Here is a 19,317-nt window from a genome sequence, read left to right on the forward strand (position 1 = left end):
TACTACGAGCCGAAGCCGGCCTCCGCCCCGCGTGCCATCGCATCCGGGGCATCGTCGCCCAAAAGGCTCGCCTCGAAGAGCGTCGCCGAATACTCGTGATGGGTGCGGCCGAAGCGGATATCGTCTTTCGTCAGCTCGTCGACGAAAACGCCTTCCTTCATGACCAGAACGCGATCGCACATGTGCCCGATCACGGCCAGATCGTGGCTGACCAGAAGCAGCGTCAGCGTGCGCTCGTCCCGCAGGTCGCACATCAGGTTGAGAACCTCCGCCTGAACCGAGACGTCCAGCGCCGAGGTCGGCTCGTCCAGAAGCAGGATCGGCGGCGACAGCATGAGCGCGCGGGCGATCGCCACGCGTTGGCGCTGGCCGCCCGAGAGCTCGTGCGGAAAGCGATTGGCGAAGTCGGCGGGCAGTCCGACCTGGGTGAGCGCTCCGGCAACGGCGTTCCAGCCCTCGCCGATTCCCATGGCGCGATGAGGCTCGGCCAGCGCCATTCCGATGCGATGGCGCGGATGCAGCGAGCCGTAAGGGTCCTGGAAGACCATCTGGGCGCTCTTCAGCTCGTCCCGGCTGCGCTCCTTCCCGACGAGCCGTCCGGCAAGATGAATTTCGCCGCTCCAGTGGCTCTCGAGCCCCGCAATGCAGCGCAGCACCGTTGACTTGCCGCAGCCGGATTCGCCGACGATACCGAGGGTCTCGCCCTTGGCCGCCTGGAAGCTGACCGAGCGCACGACGTGGTTTTCCTGTGGCGAGCCTCGATCGAAAACGACATCGAGATCGCGGACTTCGATCATCGTCTCGCTCATGACAGGGCCTCCAGCACCGACCGGTCGAGCGTGGACAAGCGGCGGACGGGATGGCGCGGGTCCGGCATCGCGGCGATCAACCCCTTCGTATAGGGGTGGCGAGCATCGGACAGGCTGGTCAGCATCTCCACGATACGTCCCTTGTACATCACCGCGATCCGCTCGCAGAACGCGGCCACCATGCGGATGTCATGGCTGATCAGGATCAGCCCCGAGTTGTTTTCGCGCACCAACTCGTCGAGCAGCTTCAGGACTTCATGGCGCACACTGACATCGAGGGCCGAGGTCGGCTCGTCGGCGATGACGAGGCGCGGCTTGGCGAGCAGCATCATGGCGATCATCACCCGCTGGCCCATGCCGCCCGATATCTGGTGGGGATAAAGATCCATGACGCGATCGACATCGCGAATACGCACATGGCTCAGCATCTCGCGGGCCTTGTCGCGCCCCGCCTTGCCCTTGAGGCCGAGATGCAGCAACGCGGCTTCCGCCACCTGATTGCCGACCGTCAGCACAGGATTGAGCGAATAGCGCGGGTCCTGCATGATCAGCGCGATCTCGCGCCCACGCAGAGACCGCATCTCCTTTTCGGAACACTCCGGCAGGGACCGCCCGCCAAAGCGCATCTCCTTCGCCTCGATGCGCGCGGACTTCGGCAGAAGGCGCATGATGGCGCGACCCGCCGTCGACTTGCCCGAACCGGACTCGCCGACGATGCCGAAGCGCTCGCGCCCGAGCGTCAGGTTGAAGCCGTCCACCGCCTTGACCGTGGAACGCCGAAAGGTGACGTCGAGCCCCTCGATCGTCAGGATGGGTGCGTGTTCAGGAACGGTCATATCGCGGATCCAGAATGTCGCGCATGGCATCGCCGATGATGTTGAAGGCAAGGCTGGTGAGTAGGATCGCAATGCCGGGCATGACCGCCACCCACCAATAATCCAGCATGAACTTGCGACCGCTGGCGATCATGGCGCCCCATTCCGGCGCCGGCGGCTGCGCCCCGAGGCCGAGGAAGCCAAGGGAGGCGGCGGTGAGCGTGATGGTCGCCATGTTCAGCGTCAGTCGCACGATGACGGAGGGAATGCACATCGGCGCGATGTAGAGGAACAACAGCCGCATCCGTGAGGCGCCGTAGAGGCGCGCGGCTGCCACGTAGTCCGTGCGCCGAACCACCAGGGCCTCGGCGCGGGCAAGACGGGCGATTGGCGGCCAGGAGGTCAAGGAAATTGCGATGACCGCCGTGTTGAGCCCCGCGCCCATCGCGGCGGCGAAGCCGAGGGCGAGCACGAGGGCCGGAAACGACAGCACGATGTCGGTTGCCCGCATCAGGACGGCGTCGATGCGCCCGCCGAAGAAACCGGCGATGACGCCGATGGCAAGGCCAATCGGGCCGATGATGATGCAGACGGAGAAGACCGTGCGAATGGTGATCTGGGCGCCGAACATAAGCCGGCTCAGAATGTCGCGGCCAAACTCGTCGGTGCCAGCCCAATGCGCCCAGCTCGGCGGTTGCAGCACCTCGCCGAGAGACTGCACGTTGGGCGGATAGGGCGCGATGACCGACGCCAGCGCGGCGACGATGATGATGATGGCCAGCACGATGCATCCAGCGAAGCCCAGCGGCTCGCGCGTCATCTCGCGGCCGATCCTGAACAGCGTGCCGATGGCGCGGAATGCGGCCGCTGAACGCGGCGCGCGCACGGTTTCGACGGGCATCTCGGTCACGACGTCGCCTCGCGGGTGCGGGGATCGAGCACCGCATAGGCGATGTCCGAAAGGAAGTTCAGAAGCATGAAGACGATACCGATGACGATGGTGGTCGCCGTCACCGCATTGACGTCGCCGATCAAGAGAGCGCTCGTCATGTATTGACCGATGCCCGGCCAGGAGAAGACGATCTCCGTGACCACCGCCCCTTCCAGAAGGGCGCCGTAGGAGATGGCGAGCACCGTGACGAGCTGCACGGCGATGTTCGGCAGGATGTGACGAAACAGTGTGCGGCGGGGCGAGACGCCCTTGGCGCGCGCGGCGATGACGTAGTCCTGCCCCAGCTGCTCCAAGGTGAAGCTGCGCGTCATGCGGGTGATGTAGGCCATCGCCGAATAGGCCAGCATGAAGGCCGGCAACGCGATGTGGGAAAGGGCGTTGAAGAAGATCTCCTTCTCACCGGCCAGCAAACTGTCGACCAGAAGCATGCCCGTCACGCTGGGCACCAGCCCCTCATAGTAGACGTCGAGCCGTCCGGGGCCACCGACCCAGCCAAGGCCGGCATAGAAGATCAGGAGGCCGATGATCCCCAGCCAGAACACCGGGATGGAATGACCGACGAGCGAGACGACACGCGCCGTCTGATCGATCCAGGTGTCGCGGAACAGGGCCGCAGCCAGCCCCAGGGGAACGCCAACGAAAGCCGAGATGAAAATGGCGAGGGTGGCGAGTTCCATCGTCGCGGGGAAAGCCTGGGCGAGGTCGCTCGAAACAGGGTTGCCGGTGAGCGCGGCCATGCCGAGGTCGCCGTGCAGAAGATTCCAGAGATAGACGAAGAACTGCTCGTAAACCGGCAGGTTGAGCCCGAGCCGCTCACGCATCGCTGCGTAAGCGGCCGGATCAGCGAGCTCGCCGACGATGGAGCCGACCGGATCGGTCGGGAGAACCCGACCGATCACGAAGGTCACAGCAAGCAGGATGAACAGGCTCAGTACGAGCTGGGCCAACCGCTTGCCCAGCTGACTGGGAGAAAAGTGCTTCATGGGAAGAGGGCTCGGACCTTATCAGTCGCTCTTGGTCACGTTTTCCAGCCGCGTCGATTGCATCGAGTGGCCGACATAATTCTCTACCCGATCGGACAAGACGATCGGATTGAAGCGTTCAAACATCGGCAGAACCGCCGGCTTGAGGTCGAAGAACATCTGCTGCATCTGCTTGAGCATATCGCAGCGCTTGGCCGGATCTTTTTCCAGCGTCGCCTCTGCGGTCAGCTTGGTCAGCTCGGGAATGTCCCAATCCGAGCGCCAGACGAAGTTGCCGGCGTTGTTGGCTTCCTTGGAGTTATCCGGATTGGTGGAGAACTGCTCCATCGTGCCGATCACATTCGGCATGTAGGACCCGGTCTGAGGCATCAGCAGATCGAAGTTGCGCGCCCTGTGGTCCGAGATGATGTCGGGCCCGTTGCCCTGCTGCACGGAGATATCGATCCCAACCTTCTTGAGCGAGGCCTGGATCGCCGTCGCGAGATCGACGCGTGGCGTTTGCGCGATGGTCTTCAGGGTCAGCGACAAGCCGTCGCCATAGCCCGCCTGCTTCAGGAGCTCCTTGGCCTTTTCGGGCTGATAGGACCAGCCGAGATCCTTGACGACGCAGTCATAGTTGGCAGGCACAGGGATCGTGCGAGCGCGTCCATAGAGGCCCATGACTGCCTTTTCGATGCCGTCATAGTCGATGCCGTAGGCAATAGCCTCGCGCACCTCGGGCTTGGAGAGGGCTTCTCGTCCCGCGTTCATCGCCAGCACGTAGAAGCCGCCCGTCGGCACCTTCTGGATGGCGAAACCGTCGCGATCCTTGAAGGACGCCAGATCGGTGGCCGTCAGGGCGTTGGCGATGTCGATATCGCCGCGCTCCAACATCAGCCTCTCGACCTGGCTCTCTGGAACATGGCGCATGATCACGCGGCGCATCTTTGGAGCGCCGGCGAAATAATCGGGATTGGCCTCCAGGATGACAATCTCGTTGGGCGACCATCTCGACAGCGTGAACGGCCCCGAACCGGCCGAATGGGTGCGCAGCCATTCGTTGCCGTTGTCGCCGGCATCGTGCTTCTTGACTTCGACGCTGTCGACGATGCTCGTATTCCCGAGCGCCAGACGATAAAGCAGATAGTCCGCCGTGATGACGTCGCTGAGGTCGATGCGGAAGGTGTGTGCATCGACCGCATGCACCATCGACTCGACATTGTCTTTCGTATAGCCGGCCGCCGTCATCTTCATGGCAGCGGCCTGGTTCATCTTGATAAGACGCACGATCGAGTAGACGACATCCTCGCTTGTCACCGGATTGCCCGAAGCGAACTTGGCGTCTTTCACGAGATGGAAGGTGATCCCCTTGTCGTCGGCTTCCCAGCTCTCGGCGAGCTGCGGCAGGACCTTGCCGTCATTGTTCGTCGCGACCAAGCGGTCGTAGATGTTGGCGATGATTTCCTGAGCCCCTGGCTCCTGCCCCTGATGAGGGTCGAGCGAAAGAAGCTGAGCAAGGGATGTACCGATTACCAATTGGTTGGCAGGCGTCTCCGCAAAGGCCGCCGGCACCGCAACCGCCGAGAGGGCTACCCCCAGCAACGCCACTCTGAGGGCACCTATCGCGCCCAGCCCGGTTCGTGTCATCCTCGTCCTCCCCGATAGAGACATGTTGAGCCTTTTGCGCTATTATGAATTCATAGTATGATGTGTTTGTCCAGCACGCGACGCGAGGAAATTTCACGGATGCAAAGCAAGCCGGAGCAGGGACGCAGCGCGAAAGGCGACAAACGCAAGGAGCGCCTGTCGGAACGAGTCGTTGCGTTGCTGCGCGCCCAGATCCTGTCAGGAGACTTGCTGCCTGGCGCCCAGCTGCCGACGGAACCGCAGCTTATTCAATCGTTTGGCGTCAGCCGCACGGTCATTCGCGAGGCCATCGCGGAACTGCGTTCGACCGGCATGGTGAAGCCGATCCAAGGGCGGGGCGTCTTCGTCAGAGAGCGGGAGGAAGCCGGCCTGCTGACTCTGCCACATGTCGACATGCTGAGCTTGCCGGTTGTGCTGGAAATGCTCGAATTCCGCCTTTCAGTCGAGGTGGAAGCAGCGGCCATCGCGTCCGTTCGCCGCAGCGCCATGCAGGAGCACGCCATTCGGCTGGCCCATCTCAAGATGGCGTCGGCCGTCCGCAACAGAGAGCCCGCCGTCGACTTCGACGTTGAGTTTCACGCCGCGATCGCCAAGGCAACCAACAACCGATTCTACATCGAGGTTTGTTCCAAGTTTGGCCGAGAATATATCCCGCGAAGCCAGTTTCCGGGGTTTCGCGACGAAGACAACGGCTCCTACCTCGAGGTCGTGGTCGCAGAGCACGAGAAAATATACCGGAGCATTGAGGATCAGGATGCCGATCGGGCGCGCTCTGCCATGCGGGAGCATCTGATGGCGAGCCATCGGCGCTATCGCGCCCTCGCGGAACGAGTTGTTCTAGATTCATAGTACGTTTTCGTAGTATGAATGCGCGAACCCAAAACCTGAGGAGACGGCGTTGTATCTCGGAACTCAGTTCGAAGTCCGCTCGGATGACGACTATCGCGTGTTCGCCCAGCTCGGCGTCAATCACATTTGCATGGACCCTCCGGGACGACCGGATAGTTGGACTCTCGGTGATCTGAAGCGCCACCGCGAGCATGTCGAGAGCTTCGGCCTCGTTCTCGACATGATCCAGCTTCCATTGCCGTCCCAGCCCATCGAGAAGGCCCCCTGCCCGGACATTCTGCTTGCCGGGCCCGACCGCGACCGCCAGATCGACCTGGTCTGCAAGATGATCGAGAACGCAGCGAACGCCGGCATCCCCGCCGTCAAATACAATCTCAATCTGATCGGCATTCCGCGCACGGCGCGCGAGACCGGCCGGGGTGGCTCGAGCAACGAGGCCTTCCGCTGGGAAGCCGCGGACAAGGATGCCGCTCCCGGCGCCGCAGGCGTCCTTTCCGAGGATGAGAACTGGGAGCGGATCGACTATTTTCTGGAACGGGTCGTTCCCGTTGCCGAAAGCAACCGGTTGCGCCTCGCCTGCCACCCGCACGATCCTTACACGCCGCCGGGATACCGCGGTGTCACGCGCGTCCTCGGCACGGTGGATGGGTTGAAGCGCTTCGTCACGATGCGTGAGAGCCCCTATCACGGCCTCAATTTCTGCCAAGGCACCGTCGGTGAGATGCTCGACGACCCGCGCAACGAGATCGACGACGTCATCCGCTGGTTCGGCGAGCGCGGAAAGATATTCAACGTTCATTTCCGCAACATCCGCGGCGGCAAGCTGTCGTTCATGGAGACCTTTCCCGATGAGGGCGACATGGACATGGCGCGCTCGCTGAAGGTCTACCGCGATGTCGGCTACCGCTACATGATCATGCCGGACCACGCGCCGCAGGTGAGCGGCCCCGATCCCAGAGGCGTCGCCTTCGCTTTCTGTTATGGCTACATCGCAGCCCTGTTGCAGCAGCTCGCGGCGGACTGAAGATCGCCGGCTGACCTCGGCAGGGCATGCCCCCGCGCCAAATCCTCGCCCGAACGAGCTTTTCCTCCAAAGCACGTTCGGGCTTTTTGTTGAACCAGCTTCAGCCGTATTCGCCGATCCTGAGATCAATCACCCCACGCGCTTTCCAGCGCAGGTCCGGGCGATCTCCCACCTCACGCCGTCCCCTTCGCGCACTTCCTTCGCCTCGGCTTGACGAGGATGCCCTCAGTTGATAATGCGTATTATCAGATTGCTAATTCGCATTACCTGGGAGGGATGTTGCGAGCATGGCCGTCAAGCGCCTCACACAACGGGACATTGCTCAACTGGCTGGGGTGAGCCAGGCGACCGTGTCACTGGTGCTGAACGGCTCCTCGCATTCCCAGGACCGCATTCCCGACACGACGCGCCAGAAAGTCTGGAAGATCATCCGCGAAACCGGCTATGTCGCCGATCCGGTGGCCCGGCGCATGGCCCATTCGCGAAACAGCATCCTCGGCGTCTTCACCTACGAGCCGGCCTTCCCGAGCGAGCAGGCCGACTTCTTCGCGCCCTTTCTGTTCGGCATTGAGCAGGAAGCCCAATCGCAGGGCTACGATCTGCTGCTGCTGACGGCAGCCGCTCCAGGCGCGGACGGCTCCAAGAAGATCTTCGACGAGAGAAACCGGCTTCGCCTGGCCGATGGCTGCCTGGTGCTGGGACGCAATTTCGATCGGGACGAGCTCGCCCGCCTTGTCTCGGACGGCCACCCTTTCGTCGCAGTTGGCCGACGCGACGACGCCGGCGGCCCGGTTCCCTATGTCGGCGCGGACTATGTCGCGGCGACATCCGATCTGGTCGCATTCGCCCGCGCAAACGGACATGATCGCCTCGCCTATGTCGGCCCGCATCAAGGCGCCGAATCCACCTTTGATCGCTGGCGCGGCTTCCAGGCCGCGATGGGCGACGCACGCCTGGTGCATCACACGAAGACCGTGGGTCGCGATCCTGGCCATCTGCTCGCCGAGATTCGGCGCGACGGCGCGACGGCGGTCTTCTTCACCGAACTCGCCGATGCCATCCCCTTCCGCCGCACCGCGCTTGCTGAGGGGCTGCGTGTGCCCGGCGACCTCTCCCTGATCGTTCTCGGCAGCCATGTTCGCCCGGCCGACCACGGCACACAGTTCGCCACCTACGCGATCCCGCGCGAGGAGATGGGCCGCCGGGCCACGCGCATGCTCGTCGACGAGCTCGAGGGGCGGGAGGGCGAACGCCAGATCCTGCTGACATGTCAACGCATCGAGGGCGAGACCCTCGGCTCAATCCAATAGGTTCGCCGTGAAGGAATATTCTGCAGACATCGCGATCATCGGTGGCGGCCTGGGCGGCGTCGCGGCGGCGCTCGGCGCCCTGCGCAGCGGCCGCTCCGTCATCTTGACCGAGGAATACGACTGGATCGGCGGTCAGATGACCAGCCAGGCCGTGCCGCCTGACGAGCACTCTTGGATCGAGCAGATGGGGGCGACGCGCTCCTATCGGGCGCTGCGGAACGGCATCCGCCAGTACTACCGCGATCATTACCCGCTGACCGAGCGCGCCCGCGCCTGGACCGATCTCAATCCCGGCGCCGGCTGGGTCAGCCGCCTCTGCCACGAGCCCCGCGTTGCGCTGGCGGTGATGGAGGCGATGCTGACGCCCTATATCGGCTCGGCCCGCCTGCGACTGCTGAAGCCCTACCTCCCGGTCGAGGCCGAAACCGACGGGGATAGCGTCCGTTCGGTGACGGTGCGCCACCGCGACAGCGGCGAGAAGGTCGTCGTCACCGCGCCCTATTTCATCGACGCGACCGAACTTGGCGACGTTCTGCCCCTGACCGGCACGGAGTACGTGACCGGCTTCGAAAGCCAAAAGGAAACGGGGGAGCCGAGCGCGCCGGACGAGGCGCAGCCGGACAATCAGCAGGCGGTCTCGATCTGCTTCGCCGTCGATCATGTCGACGGCAACCACGTTATCGACAAGCCGGCCAACTACGACTTCTGGCGCTCCTATCGACCGGATTTCTGGGGTGCGCCGCTCCTCAGCTTCAAGGGGCCGAACCCGCGCACGCTGGAGATCACCGAGCGCTCCTTCACGCCCAATCCCGGCGACGATCCGCTGGAGGTCGACGCCGATCAGCGCCTCAACGCCGGCGATGCCAACCTTTGGACCTTCCGGCGCATTGCCGCGCGCGACAACTTCGTGCCCGGCGCCTATGCTTCCGACATCTGCCTCGTCAACTGGCCGATGATCGACTATTTCGAGGCGCCGATCATCGACGTTCCCGAAGACATATATCGCGCCCGCCTCAAGGCGGCGGCGGAGCTCTCCTATGCCATGTTCTATTGGCTGCAGACGGAAGCGCCGAGGCAGGATGGCGGCGTCGGCTTCCCCGGCCTGCGGCTGCGCGGCGACGTCACCGGCACCGATCATGGTCTCGCCATGGCTCCCTACATCCGCGAAAGCCGGCGCATCCGCGCGGTGACGACGGTCGTCGAGCAGGATCTTTCCTACTCGGTGCGCGGCGAACAGGGCGCGGTCAGCTATCGCGACAGCATCGGCGTCGGCATGTACCGCATCGATCTCCATCCCTCGACGGGCGGAGACAACTATATCGACGTGCCGTCCTGCCCGTTCGAGATCCCGCTCGGCGCGCTGTTGCCGACGCGCATGAGCAACCTGCTTCCCGCCGGCAAGACCATCGGCACGACGCACATCACCAACGGCTGCTACAGGCTGCATCCCATCGAGTGGAACATCGGCGAGGTTGCCGGCCTGCTCGCCAGCCACTGTCTCGACCGGCAAACGACGCCGCACGCGGTCCAGGAGGACGACGCGGCTTTGGCCGACTTCCAGGCACTCCTGCACAAGGAAGGCATCGAAATCCGCTGGCCGGTCATCCGCGGGTACTGAGACGCCTGCGCAATCAAGAGGAGGAAAGCATGACCATTGCGAGACTGAGGACCACCGTCGCCATCGCCGCCCTCGCCCTGCCCCTTGCGGCGGGCATGGCGCGGGCCGAGGACAAGATCGACCTTCGCATGACGATCTGGAGCGCCAACGACGCGCATCTGGCGATGTTCAAGGACATCGCCGACGGTTATGCGAAGCTGCATCCGAACGTGTCGGTGACGTTCGACTCCCTGCCGTTCGACAACTACACGACGACGCTGACCACCCAGATCGCCGGCGGCAATCCGCCGGACCTCGCCTGGATCCTGGAAGGCACGGCAGCCGATTTCGTCACCTCCGGCGCGCTGGCGCCCCTGAATGAAGCGTTCACCAACACCGAAGGCTACGACCTCGACGACGTGTCCGAGCAGGCGACCGCCCTTTGGACGCAGGATGGTGAGCTTTACGCCTATCCCTTCTCCACCTCGCCCTTCGCCGTTTTCGTCAACAGCGATCTCGTCGCGGCAGCCGGGGCAAAATCGCCTGCGGAGCTGATCAAGAGCGGCGAGTGGACCTGGGAGAACGCGGTGGACGTCTCGGCCAAGGTCGCGAAAGCCGGTCATGCGGGCCTGATCGTGCGCGACTTCAACTACCAGATCTGGCAGAACCTCGCCACGATCTGGCGTGGCTGGGGCGCCACCGCCTGGAGCGCGGACGGCAAGACCTGCGCCTTTACCGAGCCGGCGATGGTCGATGCCATGAGCTTCATCCACAAGGCCATTTTTGAGCAAAAGGCGATGCCGGGCCCTGGCGAGAATGTCGACTTCTTCGCCGGCGACGCGGCCATGACCATCACCCAGATCTCGCGTGCCTCGCTGCTGCCCAAGGGCGACGGCGCGTTCAAGTGGGATCTCGTGCCGCTGCCCAAGGGCCCGGCCGGCGACTATGCCGTGGTCGGCCAGGCAGGCATCGGCGTCTTCCAGAACTCGGCCCATCCGGACGCGGCGATCGATTTCCTCGCCTATATGTCCAACCCCGAGAACTCGAAGAAGCTGGCCCAGTTCTTCCCGCCGGCGCGCAAGAGCCTCCTCAACACCGAAACGCTGTCGTCCACCAACCCGCGCCTTTCGCCCGAGCAGATCGAGAACGTCGTCATCAAGGGCATCGCGAACGGCAAGGTTCTGCCCGGACACACGAACTTCGCGCAGATCCAGCAGACCGTCCGCGCCCAGCTCGACAGTCTCTGGCGTCCTGACGCGGACGTGGCGGCGGTGATGCAGTCCGTCTGCGACCGCGTCGGACCGATGCTCTAGGCGACGGCAAAGCCATGGCACCCGCGACGTCACCCACCGGCTCGGACCACACCGGATCGCGCCGCCGCCCCTTCTGGACGATGGAGCGTCGCGATGCCTTGGCCGGCTATCTCTTCATCGCGCCGCAGCTGATCGGGATCACCATCTTCGTGCTGATCCCGCTCTGCCTGGTCTTCTGGTTCTCGCTGCACGAATGGAACGTGCTGGCGGCGCGCTTCACCTATACCGGTGCGGCCAACTACAAGGCGCTGCTCTCCGACCCCGGCCTTGGCGAGGTGTTCGGAGCGACGGCGATCTTCTCGCTCGGCCTCGTCGTCCTCAACATGAGCCTGGCGCTGTTGCTGGCCGTGCTTCTGTCGCAGAAGCTCACCGGCATCACCGTCTTCCGCACCCTCTTCTTCTCCCCGGTGGTGGTCTCGCTCGTCGCCTGGACGATCGTCTGGAGCTTCCTCTTGCAGAAGAACGGCGGCCTGAACGCCATCCTGCAGGTCTTCGGGCTCGAGGGCAGCAACTGGTTGCGCGATCCGACGACCGCGATGATCTCGGTGATCGTCGTTCAGGTGTTCAAGAATGTCGGCCTGAACATGATCCTATTCCTGGCTGCTCTCCAGGGCGTGCCGAAGGAGCTTTATGAGGCCGCGCGGGTGGACGGCGTCTCGCCCTTCAAGCAGTTCCGGCGCATCACGGTGCCGCTCATCAGCCCGACGATCCTTCTGACCTCGATCATCACCATCGTCGGTTCGCTCCAAGTCTTCGCCCAGATCGCGGTGCTCACCCAGGGCGGCCCCGGCATGTCGACCACCGTGCTGGTCTACTACCTCTACCAGCAGGCCTTCCAGTTCCACCGCTTCGGCTACGGCTCGACGCTCTCCATCGTCCTGTTCGTCATCGTCGCGGTCCTGACTTTCGTCCAATGGCAGATGCGCAAGAGGATCGTCTTCTATGAACGGTGAGCTCTCCCCGCGCATGAAGGTCGTCGTCTACGGCTTGATGTCGGTCCTGTTGATTCCCTTCGTGTTTCCGACCTGGTGGATGGTCACGTCCTCGATTAAGCCGATCTCAGACATCTTCGCCTTTCCGCCGGAGATCGTGCCCAGCCGCCTCGATCTTTCGACCTACGCCAAGGTCTTCGAGCTGCAGCCCTTCGCGCAGCAATACTGGAACTCGGCCTATATCGCGGCGGTGGTTACGGTCGGCACGATGCTGTTCTCCTCCATGGCGGGCTATGCCTTCGCCCGCATCCGCTTCCCATTCGCCAACACGCTCTTCATGATCGTGCTGCTCGGGCTGCTGATCCCTTCCGAGGTGACGATCGTGCCGCTGTTCCGCATCTTCCTGTCGTGGGGCATGGTCAACACGCACTGGCCGCTGATCCTGGTGCCCATCTTCGGCGCCCCCTCGGTCTTCGCGACCTTCGTGATGCGGCAGTATTTCATCGCCCTGCCGGTGGAGCTGGAGGAGGCCGCGCGCGTCGACGGGCTGGGCCGCTTCAAGATCTTCCGCACCATCGCCTTGCCGCTGGCGCGCCCGGCGCTCGGCGCCGTCGGCATCTTCACCTTCCTCCACAGCTGGAACCTCTATCTCGAGCCGATCGTGTTCCTCTCCTCGCCGGAGAAGTTCACCCTGCCGCAGGCCTTAACCCAGTTCACCGACGCCTATGGCGGAGCCATGTGGAACATCCAGCTCGCCGCCGCGACGATGACCGCCATTCCCGTTCTCATCGTCTTCATCGTCGCTCAGAAGCAGTTCATCGAAGGCCTGGCCCATACCGGCCTCAAAGGCTGAAAGGACCCGTCATGGCCCCCGTCAAACTCGCGAACGTGCGCAAGTCCTTCGGCGCTGTCGAGATCATCCAGGGCGTCGACGTCGATATCGTCGACGGCGAATTCCTGGTGCTGGTCGGCCCCTCCGGCTGCGGCAAGTCCACGCTTCTCAGGATGATCGCCGGCCTCGAATCCATCTCGAGCGGTGAGATCGCGATCGGCGATCGCGTCGTCAATGATTTGGAGCCGAAATTCCGCGATATCGCGATGGTCTTTCAGAACTACGCCCTCTATCCGCACATGACGGTCGAGAGGAACATGGGCTTCTCGCTCGAACATCGCGGCCACTCGAAGTCCGAGATCGCCGAGCGCGTGCAGTGGGCGGCACAGATCCTGGACCTTGCGAAGCTGCTCGACCGCTATCCGCGTCAGCTCTCCGGCGGCCAGCGGCAGCGCGTCGCCATGGGCCGCGCCATCGTGCGCAACCCGCAGGTGTTCCTGTTCGACGAACCGCTGTCCAACCTCGACGCCAAGCTGCGCGTGGTGATGCGCGCGGAGATCAAGAGCCTGCACCAGCGGCTCGGCGTCACCACGGTCTATGTGACCCATGATCAGGTGGAGGCCATGACCATGGCCGACCGCATCGTCGTCATGAACGGCGGCAAGGTCGAGCAGATCGGCACGCCGCTCGAGCTTTACGATCGTCCCGCCAACCGCTTCGTCGCGGGCTTCATCGGCTCACCGGCCATGAATTTCCTGCCGGGAACGATCACCCGCGCGGGCTTCGAGGCAGGCGGCGTGACCTTGCCATTGCCAGGACCGATAGCCGAACGCGACGGCCAGGACGCGGTCTACGGCATACGGCCCGAGCATCTTGCCCTCGATGGCGAGGGGCTGGAAGCGGAAGTTCTTCTGGTCGAGCCGATGGGGTCGGAGACGCAGGTGACGCTGCGCCTTGCCGGGCAACAGATGATCGCCGTGTTCCGCGAGCGGATTTCCGCCCGTCCGGGCGAGACAATCCGCCTGCGGCCGGACGTTGCCGCCGCTCATCTCTTCGATGCGGCATCCGGCGCGCGTCTCAACTGATTTTCCCCGGAATCGCGCCGACAGGCGGCAGCGTCACCCCAACGGCAGGAAGCCCGAGCGCATGAGGGGCGTGAGAAGCCCCTCGGCCAGCATGGCGAGGATCAGGATGGCACCCGATCCGATCGCCACTGCAACGCCCGTCGGCAGGCCGAGCGTTGCCACCGGCCTCGTCGGCGGCGCGAACATCATCGGTGCGATGAAGCGCAGATAATAGAAGAGCGAGGCGACCGTGTTGATGACCGCCGCCGCCGCCAGCCAAGAATAGCCGCCGTCCACGGTCGCCAGGAACAGCTCCAACTTTCCGACAAAGCCGATCGAGGGCGGAATGCCCACCAGCGACAACAGCGCGAGGATGATCGTTCCCGCGACCCATGGCCTCGTCGTGGCAAGACCATCATAGTCGGCGCGCGCCGTCCGCCCGCGCAGATGCGCGACGGCAGCGAATGCCGTGAGGTTGCTCGCGGCATAGCCGAAGAGAAAGAGGATCAACGCCGGCACGGCATGCGGCGACAGGCCGACGACGGCGACAGCCATGAGCGCATAGCCCGACTGCGAGACCGACGACCAGCCGAGCATCCGGCGAAGATCCTCCTGCCAGAGCGCGGCGAGGTTGCCGAGCGTCATGGTGATCAGCGCGAGCGCCGCCACCAGCGGCCGGATGGCGACGCTGCCTTCAGGAAACAGCGAGACGAAGCGGGCGAAGGCGATCGCCGCGCCCACCTTTGGCACCACGGTGAGAAAGGCGGTTGACGGCACCGGCGCGCCTTCCGCGACATCCGGCATCCAGGCGTGCATCGGCGCCGCGCCGAGTTTATAGGCAAGGCCGAGGATGACGAGCACAGCGCCGACGAGCAAAACCGGTGAGCCTTGTCCGCCTGCCAGCGCGCCCCCCATGCCGGCAAAGCCCGTGCTGCCAAGCATGCCGAATGTCAGGACGACACCGACCACCATTGCGGTGTTGGCGAGCGCGCCGATGAGAAAGAACTTCATCCCCGCCTCGACCGAGAGCGCCCAGTCGCGGTGATAGGCCGCGAGCACATAGCCCGATGCCGACGAGAGCAGCGCGCCCATGACGAGTTGCAGAAGATCGGCCGCCCCCGCCATCGCCATCGCGCCAAGCGCCGAGAACAGGAGCATGGCGTAGTATTCCCCGTGCCGCCGGTCCTCGGCAAACCAGCCCGGCGCGAGCAGGGTCGTAAAGGCGGTGGCGCCGAGAATGAGAAGGCGCCCCCACTGGCTCGCCGCATCGAGCGCCCAACTTTGCGAGAAGGTCAGCCGCGTCTCGCCGAACTGGGCAACGCACAGGGCGGCCGCGGCGGCGAGCCCGACAAGCGCCAGCGGCGCGCCGATCCACTGCAAGCGCTGCGGCGCGAAGGACGCGAAGAGCAGAATCGCGACCGCCGAAAGGACGACCGCGATCTCGGGAAGGATGTCGCCGATCGGCATCTCAGCGGACGCCCCCGGCACCGGGCAGGAACGCCGAGCCCGTTTCGATCAGCGTAAGAAGCCAACTCGGGTAGATGCCGATCAGAACGACGAGCACGAGAAGCCCGGCGACGACCGCCGCCTCCGTGCGAGAGAAATCCGGGAAGTCCCGCGTCGGAACGGCCGCCCGGCCCATGAAGAGCTTCTGCGCCATGGACAGGAACAGCGCCGCCGTGACGACGATGCCGATCAGCGCGACCGCCGCCAGCCAGGGATAGACGGCGAAGGTGCCGGCGAAGATCTGGAATTCGGCGACGAATCCCGCGAGCGCCGGAAGCCCCAGGCTGGCGAAGGCGGCCAGGAAGAAGGCGGCCGTCAGCTTGGGGGCCGTACGCGCCAAGCCGCCGAAAGCCGACATCTCATAGGTTTGTGCCCGCTGCCAGAACGATCCCGCCATCAGGAACAGCGAGCCGGTGATCAGCCCGTGCGCCACCATCTCCGTGACGGCGCCGGTGAGCGCCAACGTCCGGGCACTTTCCGCCCCCAGGGCCGCGCCCGCGGCGGCGATGCCGAGCACCGTGTAGCCCATATGGTTGACCGAGGTGTAGGCGATCCGCCGCTTCAGGCTGGTCTGGCCGAGGGCGACAATCGCACCCCAGAGGATCGAAACGAGCGCCAGAATGGCGAGCGGCAGGGCATAGGCGGCGAAGGTTTCGCGCATCATCGAGAACGGGATGCGCACGATGCCGTAGGTGCCCATCTTGAGCAGGACGCCCGCAAGAATGGCCGAGGCCGGCCCCGGCGCCTCGACATGGGCGAGCGGCAGCCAGGTGTGGAACGGCACCAGCGGCGTCTTGATGGCGAAGCCAAGGAGAAGGCCGAAAAGAACGAGGCTCGCCTTAAGGTCCGTCCCCCGCAGCGGCTGGGCGGCGATCAGCGCGCGCATGTCGAAGGTGAGCGTATCGTTCGCCAGCACCAGGGCAAGGATCGCCAGCAGCATCGCGAGCGAGCCGGCCAGCGTGTAGATGAAGAACTTCAGCGCCGCATATTCCGCATCGCCATGCCCCCAGCGCCCGATCAGAAAGTACATGCCGACGAGGCTGAGGTCGAAGAAGACGTAGAAAAGAAGGAGGTCGAGCGCCAGGAACAGGCCGAGCGAAACGCCCTGGAGAAACAGGAACCAGGCGTAATATTGCCGCGCCTTGCCCTTGTAGTCGGCCGGCCAGGCGATCGAGCCGACGAAGAGGAGCGCGCTCATCAGGGCGACCGCCAGCGCCATGCCGTCGACGCCGACGCGCCACGCGACACCAAGCGCCGGAATCCAGGCAAATTCGGCCACGGCCTGGAAGGCGGGCGCGCCGGCGCCGGTGTCGAAGCCGAGCCAGACCACGACCAGCGCCAGCAGCGACAGGGCGGAGGCCACCAGTGCGATCACCCGCGCGACTCTCTCCCCAAAGCCGGGGCCAAGGGCCAGCGCGAGGGAGGCGATCAACGGAAGGAGGATGGCGAGCGTCAGCATGGGTCAGGACACGGACAAGAGGAATAGGATGGCGACAGCGCCCGCGGCGACCGCCAGGGCGTAGTAGTGGTGGGAGAGCCCGGTCTGGATGCGGCGGGCGTCACGGCCGCTCTGACCGACCATGAGCGCCGTCCCATCGGCGAGACCGTTGAGCAGCCTTTCCCCCACACCTCCGCCGAGTGAAGCCACCCGACTGGTTGCGGCAGCCAATCCGGCGACGACGCTGTCGACGCTGACATCGGCGAGACTCGACCAAAGCCGTCCGGCCTGTCTGCCGCCCTTGCCGATGGCCCGCACCATCGCATCGATGACCCAATCGTCCACGGCGGCGGCGGCTTTCGCCAGGCCGATGGCCGGACGTGTCACCAGCCGATCGATGAGCGCCGGCAAGCCAAGCCAGTTCGCGGCGCCGCGCGCGTCTCCCTCCCGCCCGAGCCCCGGATGGCGACGGGCGACAACCGCGCCCGCGATGCCGCCGAAAAGCACGGCAAGGGTCGAGAGAACGAACGTCACTAGCTTCGCTTCCGGCAGCTCAACGTTCAGCCAAGACGCCACCGCGTTCCGGACGAGGGGAAGCCAGAGCAGCGACGTCACGACTACCAGGACCGCCAGAACGGCCAAGGCGGCGAGTTCTATCCGTCCGGGGCGATAGCCCTCGTCCTTCTCTTCTTCTGGCGACGAAGCGTCGAAAGCCGAAAGCGCGAATCGCGCCGCATAGGCCGCGCTCAGAGCGCCCGCCGCGATGACACCGGCCGCGATCCAAAGATCGACGTGCTCGCCGGCCGTGACGATCCCCTCCTTCGTCCAGCCACCGCCGAGCGGCGGCAAGCCAGCCAGAGAGAGCGCACCGACCGCCACCAGGACGGCGGTCCATGGCAGGACGCGCCCAAAGCTCATGCGATCGAGCGAATAGGTGCCGGCGCGGCTTCCCGCGATGCCGGCGCCGAGGAACAGGAGCGCCTTGAACGCCGCGTGGGCGGCGAGGTGCAAGAATGCGACGCCGGGAAAGCCGGCGCCGATGGCGACGAACATCAGGCCGAAATGAGCGGAGGTCGAGGCGGCGAGAAGCTTCTTGGCGTGGATCTGAAGCACGGCCACCATGCCGCCGGCGAGCGCCGTCGCCAGTCCCAGGCCGAGGATCGTCACCGAGGCGCCCGGCACGGAAGCGAGGAACGGCTCCAGCTGGATCAGGATATAGGCGCCGGCGGCGACCATCGTCGCGGCATGAAGCAAGGCGGAAACCGAGGTCGGGCCGGCCATGGCGCGGAACAGCCAGGGCGAGAACGGCACCTGCCCGGATTTCGCCGCCGCCGAGAGGATGAGACCGAAGGCGACGTCGGCAGCAAGGGGGGCAGGAATGCCGCCGAGCGCCGCGTAGGAGAAGGAGCCGGTGGCCGCGAACGTGGCGATGGCAGCGACGAAAAGACCGAGATCGCCGAGCCGCGTCACCAAGAACGCATAAAGGCCGGACGCGGGATTCTCCTCCTCGCGCCATTCGTGCCCGATCAGGAGGTAGGAGCAGGCGCCGACCAGCTCCCAGCCGATGAGCAGCGTCAGAAGGTCGGCGGCGATCACCAAAAGCTCCATGCCGGCAACGAAGAGCAGCAGGAAAGCGACAAGGCGCGCCAGCCCTTCCTCCTCTTCGTGGAAGGTTGCGTAGGCGAGGATCGGCAGGGCGATCAGCGGCACCAGCATCGCCATCGCGGCCGAGATCGGCGTCAGCGCCGCCGTCAGGACGATGGGTCTGGCCCAGACCAGCATCCCTGCCCAGCCATTGACGGCGGCGATGAAAGCAAACGCCAGCGTCCCCGCCAGTCCCACAAGGGCGACGCCCAGCAGCCTGCCCCGCGCTCCTCCGCTGGTATTCGAAACCGCGAAGGGCACAGCCAGGGCGGCCAAAATCGGCGGAAGTATCAGAAGAAACAGCATCAGTTCTTCAGCGTCCCGAGGCTTTCCGTCGTATCCGCCTGTCGCTTGCGATAGACCGCCGTCACCAGGGCGAAGCCCACGGCCATGTCGACAGCCATCACCGCCATGATGATGATCGCCAGAAGCTGCCCCTCGGGCGCGCCGCCGAGAGCGAACGACCAGAAGCCGATGACGGCGAGGAGCGCGCCGTTCAGCATCAGCTCGAGTCCCATCATGAGCATGACGAAGGACTGCTGCGACAGCGCGCCGTAAAGGCCGATGCCGATCAACGCGGCGGCGACAATGAGGACGCTGGATAGGGTCATGAGTTTCCGGCT

17 protein-coding genes are annotated in these 19,317 nt (G+C 64.8%); 8 read left to right on the forward strand and 9 right to left on the reverse strand.

Translation table 11 applies throughout. The features are described from left to right. Positions 1–2: 2 nt before the first annotated feature. The 5 genes from B5D38_RS11535 to B5D38_RS11555 are packed head-to-tail and all read right to left on the reverse strand — an operon-like array spanning position 3 to position 5,185. Positions 3–797, reverse strand: coding sequence for an ABC transporter ATP-binding protein (locus B5D38_RS11535; protein WP_078708725.1), 795 nt, complete (start codon positions 795–797; stop codon positions 3–5). An 8-nt stretch (positions 798–805) separates the two neighbouring features. Then, positions 806–1,645 (reverse strand): ABC transporter ATP-binding protein, encoded by an 840-nt coding sequence (locus B5D38_RS11540; RefSeq protein ID WP_078708580.1) that lies wholly within the window; start codon positions 1,643–1,645, stop codon positions 806–808. Continuing rightward, a complete protein-coding gene (locus B5D38_RS11545) occupies positions 1,632–2,525 on the reverse strand; it encodes an ABC transporter permease (protein ID WP_078708726.1) in 894 nt (297 codons plus the stop codon). Before B5D38_RS11545 ends, B5D38_RS11540 begins: the two co-directional genes overlap by 14 nt. 5 nt (positions 2,526–2,530) lie before the next feature. After that, a complete protein-coding gene (locus B5D38_RS11550) occupies positions 2,531–3,559 on the reverse strand; it encodes an ABC transporter permease (protein ID WP_078708581.1) in 1,029 nt (342 codons plus the stop codon). Positions 3,560–3,580: 21 nt separating this feature from the next. Beyond that, entirely contained in the window at positions 3,581–5,185 is a 1,605-nt protein-coding gene (locus B5D38_RS11555) for an ABC transporter substrate-binding protein (protein ID WP_078708582.1), read from the reverse strand. A 99-nt stretch (positions 5,186–5,284) separates the two neighbouring features. Here B5D38_RS11555 and B5D38_RS11560 point away from each other — a divergent pair, with 99 nt between their 5' ends. The 8 genes from B5D38_RS11560 (at position 5,285) to B5D38_RS11595 (ending at position 14,127) form a co-directional block, all read left to right on the forward strand. Next, entirely contained in the window at positions 5,285–6,034 is a 750-nt protein-coding gene (locus B5D38_RS11560; RefSeq protein WP_078708583.1) for a FadR/GntR family transcriptional regulator, read from the forward strand. A gap of 49 nt (positions 6,035–6,083) precedes the next feature. After that, positions 6,084–7,058, forward strand: a complete 975-nt coding sequence (locus tag B5D38_RS11565; protein ID WP_078708584.1) for a mannonate dehydratase — start codon at positions 6,084–6,086, stop codon at positions 7,056–7,058. Between the two features lie 287 nt (positions 7,059–7,345). Further along, positions 7,346–8,368 (forward strand): LacI family DNA-binding transcriptional regulator, encoded by a 1,023-nt coding sequence (locus B5D38_RS11570; RefSeq protein WP_116002675.1) that lies wholly within the window; start codon positions 7,346–7,348, stop codon positions 8,366–8,368. Between the two features lie 7 nt (positions 8,369–8,375). Beyond that, on the forward strand, positions 8,376–9,986 hold the full coding sequence (locus B5D38_RS11575) for an FAD-dependent oxidoreductase (protein WP_078708585.1): 1,611 nt from the start codon (positions 8,376–8,378) through the stop codon (positions 9,984–9,986). A gap of 29 nt (positions 9,987–10,015) precedes the next feature. Beyond that, on the forward strand, positions 10,016–11,278 hold the full coding sequence (locus tag B5D38_RS11580) for an ABC transporter substrate-binding protein (RefSeq protein ID WP_078708586.1): 1,263 nt from the start codon (positions 10,016–10,018) through the stop codon (positions 11,276–11,278). Positions 11,279–11,292: 14 nt separating this feature from the next. Next, entirely contained in the window at positions 11,293–12,231 is a 939-nt protein-coding gene (locus B5D38_RS11585; RefSeq protein WP_078708587.1) for a carbohydrate ABC transporter permease, read from the forward strand. Then, positions 12,221–13,063: a carbohydrate ABC transporter permease gene (locus B5D38_RS11590; protein WP_078708588.1), complete on the forward strand. Its 843-nt coding sequence runs from the start codon at positions 12,221–12,223 to the stop codon at positions 13,061–13,063. The genes B5D38_RS11585 and B5D38_RS11590 overlap by 11 nt, the downstream gene beginning before the upstream one ends. A gap of 11 nt (positions 13,064–13,074) precedes the next feature. Next, entirely contained in the window at positions 13,075–14,127 is a 1,053-nt protein-coding gene (locus B5D38_RS11595; RefSeq protein ID WP_078708589.1) for an ABC transporter ATP-binding protein, read from the forward strand. 33 nt (positions 14,128–14,160) lie between these two features. Here the strand turns inward: B5D38_RS11595 and B5D38_RS11600 are convergent, their stop codons facing one another. Genes B5D38_RS11600 through nuoK form a run of 4 tightly spaced genes read right to left on the reverse strand, consistent with a single transcriptional unit; the run spans position 14,161 to position 19,305 of the window. Further along, a complete protein-coding gene (locus B5D38_RS11600; RefSeq protein ID WP_078708727.1) occupies positions 14,161–15,573 on the reverse strand; it encodes an NADH-quinone oxidoreductase subunit N in 1,413 nt (470 codons plus the stop codon). 1 nt (position 15,574) lies between these two features. Next, positions 15,575–17,071, reverse strand: a complete 1,497-nt coding sequence (locus B5D38_RS11605) for a complex I subunit 4 family protein (RefSeq protein WP_078708590.1) — start codon at positions 17,069–17,071, stop codon at positions 15,575–15,577. A gap of 3 nt (positions 17,072–17,074) precedes the next feature. Next, positions 17,075–19,000: an NADH-quinone oxidoreductase subunit 5 family protein gene (locus tag B5D38_RS11610; protein WP_078708591.1), complete on the reverse strand. Its 1,926-nt coding sequence runs from the start codon at positions 18,998–19,000 to the stop codon at positions 17,075–17,077. After that, positions 19,000–19,305 (reverse strand): NADH-quinone oxidoreductase subunit NuoK, encoded by a 306-nt coding sequence (gene nuoK, locus B5D38_RS11615; RefSeq protein WP_078708592.1) that lies wholly within the window; start codon positions 19,303–19,305, stop codon positions 19,000–19,002. Before nuoK ends, B5D38_RS11610 begins: the two co-directional genes overlap by 1 nt. Between the last annotated feature and the right edge of the window lie 12 nt (positions 19,306–19,317).

Origin of the sequence: Consotaella salsifontis, assembly GCF_900167365.1 — a bacterium.
Taxonomy (GTDB): Bacteria; Pseudomonadota; Alphaproteobacteria; order Rhizobiales; family Rhizobiaceae; genus Consotaella; species Consotaella salsifontis.